This is a genomic window from Sphingorhabdus sp., assembly GCF_040079335.1.
GTDB lineage: Bacteria > Pseudomonadota > Alphaproteobacteria > Sphingomonadales > Sphingomonadaceae > Sphingorhabdus_B.
Map to the genome: position 1 here is coordinate 1 of NZ_JBEBKL010000077.1, position 6,124 is coordinate 6,124.

Annotated in this window: 10 protein-coding genes; 2 read left to right on the forward strand and 8 right to left on the reverse strand. The window is 60.4% G+C overall.

Annotated elements, in window-relative coordinates:
• From ABL922_RS13840 to ABL922_RS13855, 4 genes are all read right to left on the reverse strand, one after another.
• Positions 1–974 (reverse strand): TolC family protein (locus ABL922_RS13840; protein ID WP_349024797.1); only part of this gene is annotated, 974 nt, incomplete at its 3' end.
• Positions 975–1,033: 59 nt separating this feature from the next.
• Positions 1,034–1,426 (reverse strand): hypothetical protein, encoded by a 393-nt coding sequence (locus tag ABL922_RS13845; protein ID WP_349024798.1) that lies wholly within the window; start codon positions 1,424–1,426, stop codon positions 1,034–1,036.
• Positions 1,423–2,211, reverse strand: a complete 789-nt coding sequence (locus ABL922_RS13850) for a DUF3703 domain-containing protein (RefSeq protein ID WP_349024799.1) — start codon at positions 2,209–2,211, stop codon at positions 1,423–1,425. The genes ABL922_RS13845 and ABL922_RS13850 overlap by 4 nt, the downstream gene beginning before the upstream one ends.
• Before the next feature lie 2 nt (positions 2,212–2,213).
• Positions 2,214–2,840: a cation transporter gene (locus ABL922_RS13855; RefSeq protein ID WP_349024800.1), complete on the reverse strand. Its 627-nt coding sequence runs from the start codon at positions 2,838–2,840 to the stop codon at positions 2,214–2,216.
• An 84-nt stretch (positions 2,841–2,924) separates the two neighbouring features.
• Between ABL922_RS13855 and ABL922_RS13860 the strand changes: the two genes are divergently transcribed.
• Positions 2,925–3,332, forward strand: a complete 408-nt coding sequence (locus ABL922_RS13860) for a helix-turn-helix domain-containing protein (RefSeq protein WP_349024801.1) — start codon at positions 2,925–2,927, stop codon at positions 3,330–3,332.
• Positions 3,333–3,348: 16 nt separating this feature from the next.
• Here the strand turns inward: ABL922_RS13860 and ABL922_RS13865 are convergent, their stop codons facing one another.
• The 4 genes from ABL922_RS13865 to ABL922_RS13880 form a co-directional block, all read right to left on the reverse strand.
• Entirely contained in the window at positions 3,349–3,543 is a 195-nt protein-coding gene (locus tag ABL922_RS13865) for a hypothetical protein (protein ID WP_349024802.1), read from the reverse strand.
• Positions 3,544–3,556: 13 nt separating this feature from the next.
• A complete protein-coding gene (locus ABL922_RS13870) occupies positions 3,557–3,958 on the reverse strand; it encodes a DUF3768 domain-containing protein (protein ID WP_349024803.1) in 402 nt (133 codons plus the stop codon).
• Positions 3,955–4,167, reverse strand: coding sequence for a hypothetical protein (locus tag ABL922_RS13875; protein ID WP_349024804.1), 213 nt, complete (start codon positions 4,165–4,167; stop codon positions 3,955–3,957). Before ABL922_RS13875 ends, ABL922_RS13870 begins: the two co-directional genes overlap by 4 nt.
• Positions 4,168–4,690: 523 nt before the next feature.
• Positions 4,691–5,080, reverse strand: a complete 390-nt coding sequence (locus ABL922_RS13880) for a MerR family transcriptional regulator (RefSeq protein WP_349024805.1) — start codon at positions 5,078–5,080, stop codon at positions 4,691–4,693.
• Between the two features lie 70 nt (positions 5,081–5,150).
• Between ABL922_RS13880 and ABL922_RS13885 the strand changes: the two genes are divergently transcribed.
• Positions 5,151–5,927 carry a glutaredoxin gene (locus tag ABL922_RS13885; protein WP_349024806.1) on the forward strand — a complete coding sequence of 259 codons (777 nt, stop codon included), beginning with the start codon at positions 5,151–5,153 and terminating at the stop codon, positions 5,925–5,927.
• Positions 5,928–6,124: the final 197 nt, after the last annotated feature.

Genomic DNA, 6,124 nt, shown 5'->3' on the forward strand with positions numbered 1-6,124 from the left:
GCGTCATAGCGCGCCCGGTTCGCGTCACGCTGTGCGATCAACAAGCCCGAATCCGCTGCAATACTCTCCGACTGCGCGGCCTCGATATTGCCACGGTTGCGGTCGCGAAACGGCAGCGCAATCGAGACACCGGCGACTAATGCAGTTTCGCGGCCTTCGCCAAAACGTCTGACTCCGCCGCTTGCTGTGACATCGGGAACCCCGTCAGCACGCGCCAGCCTTACCCGCGCCTGTGCCGCACTGCGCTGGGCAATCGCGAGTTGTTCATTGAGGGTCTGCACATCGGGCGCGGGATTAGCGGGGGCGTCTTCCTCGCTCGCTATGGCCGAAAGGTCTGGATCGTCGCTGTTAATTAGCGTTGCCAGCAACCGGCGGGCAATAAGGAGTTCGCTAAAGGTCCGCGCCTGTTCGGCCTTTGCTTCCGCAAGCGTGGCTTCTGCGCGAAGTTGCCGCAGCGGCGGGTCGCGGCCCGCTTCGACAAGTATTTTCGCGGTGCGCGATAGTTCCTCGGCCGCCGCCGTGTTGTCGCGCGCCAAAACAGCCCGGTCTTCGCTTGCGCGAAGTTCAGCATGGGCGACGCGAATGTCGCGGTCCAAGTCTGCCAAAGCGGCCTTGTAAGTCAGAAAAGCGAAGTCGCGTTCTGCGCTGGCAACCCCCACCCGTGCGCTTCTCTTGCCGCCCAGTTCGAGCCGTTGACTGAGCGCCAACGTCGTTTCGGTGCTGCGAAGCCCCTGAAACGCCCCGCTTCCGGCAAAGTTCTCGACCTCAAGACTCAGCTCGGGGTTGGGTGACACGCCCGCTTGCCGTGCACGCGCTTCGGCGGCGTCGGCCTGCGCTTTGGCCTGTGAGACACGCGGCGAACTATCCGCCCCTCGCGATAAAGCATCGGCCAGCGTGATTGGCTCGGCTTGAGCGGCCTGCGCGCAAACGACCAAAGCGCCCACGAGCAATACAGCTCGAAATTTGGAAAACATGGGAAACTACTCCTGAACCTTGAACAAATGCGCAGCGTCAGCCGCGCAGGCGGTCAGGTTCAGGCGGCAGGTGGCTCGGTTGGCGGAGCCTGCGAAAAGGACGACATGGCGGTCGCGGCGCGGGCCAATGTGCGGGCGTTACTTAATGAGAGGCCTAATGTCAGCGACGGTGCCTCGGTGGCTAAGGCAATACTGCAATGATGATGGCTGACGACATGGCAGGGTTCTTCACCGGTCTGCTCGTGGCTGTCGCCATGATCGGTGTCCTCGGCATGTTCGAGCATTGCGAACATTTCGCTGCCATGCGCGGCCATAGCATCTTCGGCATGTGCGGTTGCAGGCACGACCAAGCCGCTGAACAAAACAGCAAACAGCACCAATAAAGAGACGAAGCGACCCCGCATTGATTTGCCGGTAGCATCACGGCGTAGCATCGGCAACAAATTGGTCACTTTGATCTAGCCTCGATCTTGGCGGCAAGATCTTGCGGCACTGGCATTGGCTGAAACGCGCTGACGTTCGAGCGCCCTGTGTTGCCGACAGGGATGCGCCCGGTCAGCGCACCGAGCGGCGCTAGCGCAAGCCGGACGACCTGCCCCGCCGTCTCACGCCAGTCGCGCAACTCGACTGCAAAGCCGAGCATCGACCAATGACTGGCAAGATGCAGCCCCAAATGCGGCTGCGATACAATGTGCGCTCGTTCGAGGTGCCGCCATGCAGCGGCCTGCTCCCCAGACGCCCGCGCGGCGCGAAATAACGTCATTTCATCCGCGATGACGCGGTGCATTGATAGCGTCCGGGCAAGCCCGCGCCACCGCCGCTGTCTATGCCGATAGAAAATTTGCGCGAACGCCCAAATAAATGGGGTCATTATCCCGGCTGAAATTTCGACGTCATCGCTGTAATGCGTTCTGCCGTTGGCGTCCGGTGTAACCGTGATCCAATGGTCCCACTTGGCAATAAGCGCACTGTAGCCATTGTCGCGCAATCGCTTCGGCCAATCGCCCGTTTCAGGCTCGTGGAGCGAAGTCACAATCCATTGCGTTCCGAAGGGTATGAAACCCCACAGCCGCAGCTTGACCTGATAGCGCCCGCCGGGCCGGAATGCGTCGAGCGAGGTTTCGCCAACTGGAATGAAGCGCACCATCGGCCAAGCAATATGCTGCAACAGGGGTGCGGTCTGAACCTCGGCCCAAACCGTCGCGGGCGGCAGGTCGATCCTTGTCGAGCGCGACACTCTCACGCCGCTACCGTCCGCAATTCGGCGTTCGCCTGCCGGAACACCTGCACGCCGCCAGTGAGCGCAAGCCCCGCCATGATCGAGGCAACAATCAGGTCAGGCCATGCGCTGCCGGTGCCAAATACGCCGAGCGCCGCCAGCATCACCGCAACATTGCCAATGGCGTCGTTGCGCGAGCAAATCCAGACCGAACGCATGTTCGCATCGCCAGTGCGGTAACGGTAAAGCATCAAGGCCACACCAACATTGGCTGCTAGCGCCAACGCGCCGATTGCGCCCATCATGGTCGGGTCCGGTTCGGTACCGTTGATGAAAGCAAGCACCGCGCTGGCAAAAACCCAGGCGGCAAAGCCAAGCATGAACAGCGATTTGAGCAATGCCGCCCGCGCCCGCCATGCCAGGGCTGCCCCGACGACCGCCAGACTGACTGCATAGTTCGCAGCATCGCCAAGAAAATCGAGCGCGTCGGCTTGAAGCGCGCGGCTGTCCGCCGCCGCGCCTGCACCCATTTCCACGAAGAACATGGCGGCATTGACGATTAGCGCAATCCAGAGAATGCGCCGCCAGCGCGGATCGGCCTTGGCCGTTTCGCTCCCGCAGGCGCTTTCGCAACAACTGTCCGCCATTCAACATCCTTCTCGACAAATCCCGAGTCGGACATCTATCTACACCCTGTAGCAACTACAGGGTCAAGCAGTAAGGATTGGGCAGTGAAAATCGGCGAACTCGCGAGTGCAACGGCAACCAAGGTCGAGACGGTGCGCTACTATGAAAAGATCGGCCTGCTGCCTCCGCCTGCGCGCACATCGGGGAATTACCGTGCCTATGGCAGCGAACATCTTGCCCGCCTGTCATTCATTCGCCGCGCGCGTGATCTCGGCTTCACGCTGGAAGCTGTGCGGGAATTGCTCACGCTGTCGGACGACAAGGCACAATCGTGCGAGGCAGTCGATGGCATCGCCCGCGTCCACCTCACCGAAATCGACCGCAAGGTTACTGATTTGACCGCGCTCCGCAACGAACTCGACCGTGTGATCGGCTCCTGCCGCCACGGGACGGTCGCCGATTGCAAAATCATCGAAACATTGGGGCCAAGAGTAAGAGCCAACATCGTTTAGCCTCTCGCTGCGCCGTTCAAAACATCTCCAACTGATTGCGCATCGGGTCCCAAAACCCGATATCCAGCGCACGTTGCACCCGCTTGGGCTGCATTGGCTGATTGGCAAGCCAGCCAAGCCGCTCGCCCATGCTGACCGGCGCAACGCCCGTCAGCATAATCTGGTCAGAGTCGGGAGGTGTAATCTGCGGTAAGGTCTTGCGCTTGGCCATTATTTGCACTCGCTCAATATTCGTCGGCAAGCATGATGGTTAGCACCCGCCGCGTGATGGCGGGGTCTGCCGCGTCTTCGCTGGCGAACCGCAATTCGCGGTCATAATAATCCAGTTTCCAGAACACCCGTGCGCGCTCATCCTCCCGAACCCTCGGGCGCTCGGTCGTCCACCGCCCATTGCCAAGCTGATAGACGCACCCAAAATCGCGTTCGCCATGCGGGTCGTTATCCTCGGTAAAAGCGTCGAATGTTTCGATAAGTTCACGAACGCGAGACTGGTCAGCATCGGACAGCGACCGAAAACCGACAGTAGCAACGACGGTGCAAGCAACCCCCATCGCCTGCCGCGCAAGGTCGTTCAAACGCGCAATCCGTGCTGCCTGTTCACGCGCTGAAATAGGAGCCGCGCTCATTGCACTCGCCCTTGTCTTTGGTTGGCAGTCCGCGCGTGGCGTTCTTCGCAAATCAAGACCAAAGCGCCAAAATCTTCGCGCTCACCCAGCCGCTCGGCAATCCTCTGAACGCACTCCAGCGGCAAACCATTTTCGTTGGCCAAATCACGCAAATAATCGTCGCGGCACTCCGCGCCGCAAGCACGATAGTTCAAAAGCAAATCGGTCATCTCAAACCTTCCTTCCTTGTAGCGAAGCCGCACTGGCTGCGGCATGCGGCTCTGCCTTCCGGCGAGGATGGGAGGGGGAGGGAAAGCTGAATCGCTACCCTTGGCGCGGGCCAGCGGGCGCAAAGCGACCGCCACACGGGGGTGGCTATTCTGCTTTGGGAACGAGAGGGCAAAGCCCTTGGCGTTCCCACACGATCAATTGAACGGAGGCGGTTAGCCTCCCCTAGCCGCCACGCGGCAGAAGAACGGCACCCTTGCACAAAACGACGCCAGCCGGACGCCCTGCGCCCGGGCCTGTGGGCCAGCGGGCATCCGGCAAGGAGAGTGGCAAGAGCGCCAGCGGGTCAGCTCAAGAACGCCGCACCCTAGGGAGCGCGAAGCGCGGGGAAGAGTGCGACCCTAAAACCTCCCGCTCGTCGAACTCCGCTCCCGATCGTCACCCGAATGGGCCGGGACTACAGGCCCGGTCTGCGCCAGCGGATAGAGCGGGTTGCTCGTAAGGGCAGCGCCTTAGCTTTATAATTCAACTAGGTTCAAAGGCCTCGATAATCGGACATCGCCCATCGCCGCCCTCGGCACATTCATCCGCCAAGCGCCGAAGCGATTTTCGCGCGGACTGGAGTGCCGCAATTCTCTCGTCAATCTCAGCTATCCGCTTGTTTGCGAGTTCGCGCGCCCTCGCCCGGTCTTCGGTAGCGTCCAAGGCAAGCAGTTCGCCGATCTCTGCAAGCGTGAATCCTCCGGCCTGTGCCGCTCTGATAAAACGCAGACGGCTGACGTCAGTTTCGTCATACCGCCGAAGCCCGCCGTTACGTTCTGGCTCAACGAGCAGGCCTCGCCGCTGGTAAAAGCGGACGGTTTCGACGCCCACTCTGCCCGCCGCTGCCAATTTTCCTATCGTCATTGCATTCATCGCTTGACTCCGTACTATGCTACGGAACCTATATAGGCTGGGTGACGTTATCTGCCAACAAGGAACACCTATGACCCAAGCCGCAATTTCAACGCCAGCGAAAGCCAGTGCCGCCGCCAAAACCGCCACCATCTATCGCATGGTGATGCCGAACCATACCTGCCCTTATGGTCTGAAGGCGCTCGACCTGCTCAAGCGCAAGGGCTTTACTGTCGAGGACCGCTGGCTGACAGCGCGCGAAGAAACCGACGCGTTCAAAGCCAAGCACAACGTCCAGACGACACCGCAAATCTTCATCAGCGGCGAGCGTATCGGCGGACATGACGATCTCCGCCGCTACCTCGGCCTGTCAGTCGCCGATCCGAAGGCGACCACCTATCAGCCGGTCATAGCGCTGTTTTCAATGACCGCCTTGATGGCGCTGGCTGCGAGTTTCGCGGTCTATGGCTCGCCTTTCACCGGGCGCGCCGCCGAATGGTTCATCGCCTTCAGCATGATCATCCTCGCGATGCTCAAGCTACAGAATGTCGACAAGTTTGCGACAATGTTCCTGAACTACGACCTGCTCGCGAAACGCTGGGTGCCTTACTCGCGCATCTATCCATTTGCCGAAGGGCTGGCTGGCGTCCTTATGGCGGCGGGCGCGCTCAACTGGCTGTCGATCCCGGTCGCTTTGTTTATTGGCGGCATTGGTGCGGCATCGGTATTCAAAGCGGTCTACATCGACAAGCGCGAGCTAAAATGCGCCTGCGTCGGTGGCGATAGCAATGTGCCGCTGGGCTTTGTCTCGCTCACCGAGAATGTGATGATGGTCGGGATGGCCATTTGGATGATTTTCGCACATTAAGTTCGCGATCTGACAAGCGTTTGGTAGAAGTCGCCCGACCAGTTGGCCGGGCGCTTCCTCAATGCAGTTATTTAGTCGTCACAGCAGTCCATTGCCTGCTCGCAACATGCGTCGAGTGCCGCGCAACAGGCGCCCACCGCGTCTGCAACAGTCGAGGCTTGGGCTGCAAAGGCAGCTGGCGTAACAAAAAGCAGGGC

What these genes read in the sequence shown, in the direction of transcription:
- ABL922_RS13855 (WP_349024800.1), bottom strand. Translation starts at nt 2,840, where the DNA reads ATGGCGGACAGTTGTTGCGAAAGCGCCTGCGGGAGCGAAACGGCCAAG.
- ABL922_RS13865 (WP_349024802.1), bottom strand. Translation starts at nt 3,543, where the DNA reads ATGGCCAAGCGCAAGACCTTACCGCAGATTACACCTCCCGACTCTGAC.
- ABL922_RS13870 (WP_349024803.1), bottom strand. Translation starts at nt 3,958, where the DNA reads ATGAGCGCGGCTCCTATTTCAGCGCGTGAACAGGCAGCACGGATTGCG.
- ABL922_RS13875 (WP_349024804.1), bottom strand. Translation starts at nt 4,167, where the DNA reads ATGACCGATTTGCTTTTGAACTATCGTGCTTGCGGCGCGGAGTGCCGC.
- ABL922_RS13880 (WP_349024805.1), bottom strand. Translation starts at nt 5,080, where the DNA reads ATGAATGCAATGACGATAGGAAAATTGGCAGCGGCGGGCAGAGTGGGC.
- ABL922_RS13885 (WP_349024806.1), top strand. Translation starts at nt 5,151, where the DNA reads ATGACCCAAGCCGCAATTTCAACGCCAGCGAAAGCCAGTGCCGCCGCC.